Genomic DNA, 1,979 nt, shown 5'->3' with positions numbered 1-1,979 from the left:
GGTACAAACAGGGTTACTTGACTGCTTAGTATGAAACTTTATTCCTCTCCTACAGCAATCAAAGGGAAAGGATAAATATTTAAATTGGAACTACGTAACACGCATGACGAACTGGTTTAGCCCAAAACATTACGCACAAATCCCACAGAGGGACCTAAAGCGTCGAACTCGACAGGTTTTACATGTTCTGACAGTGCGTATTAAACAGGTTGACTGCCCTTTATACAAGCAACTTTTGGTAAATATATACTTGTACATCCTTGAGGAACCAAAAGGCAATGGTTTGAACTCGTTAAGACCATTGGATATTGGGTGTGATTCAGACTATCTATATGCAACTGAGCTAACTACAGAGGTGGTAATGGCGTATAACCATTGCATAGAGTTTGGTTTCAATCGATATCATGACTTAGAGCCTAAGCGTCAATGAACTAAAAGTGATAGACAAATAAAAGGCGACTCACCTATACTGTATATCCATCCAGTATAGGTTATGCCTTATGACATACCAAGAAATTAAAACCGAGCACGTTGAAAAACTGCAAAAGTTCCTGATACACCACCCACGCCTATTACACGTTGCAATACTCCACCTCAAGAATGCTGAGTATTACCACGACAACAGACCAGGAGTTTTCAAACTACGGTTCTTGAACCTTAAGCCATTTGAGTCGTCAGACTTTGCTTACCTGCTCACAACTTATAAGCGTGTACTGCTAAACCCCGAGTTAACTAAAGCTTCCTTAAGCTACCTACTAAGTTCTGAGATTTTTTGATGGGGCATTTCTCAGACATAGATACTTCCGGTATTAAAAATGGCCAAACAATAACTGCTGCAGAATTAAGAAATCTTGCTCGGGTCCCCGGTGGAAACAAGAAGCCCAAACCAAATGATAAAGGTGCGAATCAAAAGAGCTCTAACCTTAAATCGATCAAGCCAAAACCAAAGAAGACCAAAAAGCGAAAATGCCAAAATGATGGTGTAGAGCTCCCTTGGCATTGTCTATTTCTGAAAGAAAAGAGTCGTCTAGAAGCTGATATCGAGCTGCTAGAGTCAGATAAAGAGTATTACTACCAGGTCAGCATCTTTCAATATATAGCAGAGCATTTTCCACATTTTGAACGCTTGGTTCATGCCTCACCAAATGGAGGAGGTCGAAGCGCCTTTGAAGCATACCGATTGAAGTGTGCTGGAGCTTTGAAAGGTGTGCCTGATATTCAATTCATGGTAGCACGCTCGGGGTATCATGGGCTCTATATAGAACTAAAGAAGTTGCCATCTGACTATGGTAAAGATCCAGAAATCGCCTTAAAGCAAGTACATATTGATCAGCACCTTGTTAGAGAAGCTTTGCTAAAAGAAGACTATTTGGCTGTTGTTTGCTACGGTGTAGAGGAGGCGTTGTCAGTGGTTAGAGCTTATTTAAACGAGACAGAACTTCCACAATTCATTCTGAGCAGATGGGACATGTGGGATTGGAAAAATTTAGCCAAAAGGAATTAAGGTAAAGTGACAAAAGGAGAGAGCTGGAAGTACCATCTAAGCAATGTGCTTTTATTCACCTTTGGGTGTCTGTTCGTCATATTCCTGCAACTTACACTCGGCTTATACTATACGAATCATTACTTTGTTGCCCATTTTCTATTTGGATTGATTTTCCCATTTCTCGGTTGTTGCATTACTGGTGAAAAATGGGGGTTTCGTACCATGTGGCTTATTACGCTTTTCTCACACTTTTGGCATGAATTCTATTTCGATCAACTAGATAGAAGTCAGGTAATATACGATTGGGATCAGGTTGCTACTGGCTTACTTGGTTTGTGCTATTCAATCTTCGCTTACCGGTGGTGGAATAGTCTGCAAGACAAATGGTTCAAAACCTAATCAAGAGCTACATTGAGAAGCGCAAAAAAAATTACCCACACAAAACGAGAGAAAAGTCACAATGTGGCGTTAATTTCGTATCAAAATAGCACAC

General features: G+C 40.4%; 1 protein-coding gene. It reads left to right on the top strand.

Translation table 11 applies throughout. The annotated features are described in order from the left end of the window. The first annotated feature begins 775 nt into the window (after positions 1 to 775). Entirely contained in the window at positions 776 to 1,504 is a 729-nt protein-coding gene (locus AB6D58_RS24260; protein WP_372158778.1) for a hypothetical protein, read from the top strand. The last annotated feature ends 475 nt before the right edge of the window (positions 1,505 to 1,979 follow it).

This window comes from Vibrio sp. 10N.239.312.D08 (assembly GCF_041466145.1).
Classification (GTDB): Bacteria; Pseudomonadota; Gammaproteobacteria; order Enterobacterales; family Vibrionaceae; genus Vibrio; species Vibrio crassostreae_C.
Note: the sequence above shows the minus strand (reverse complement) of the source record. Positions and strands in the feature narration are given on the sequence as shown.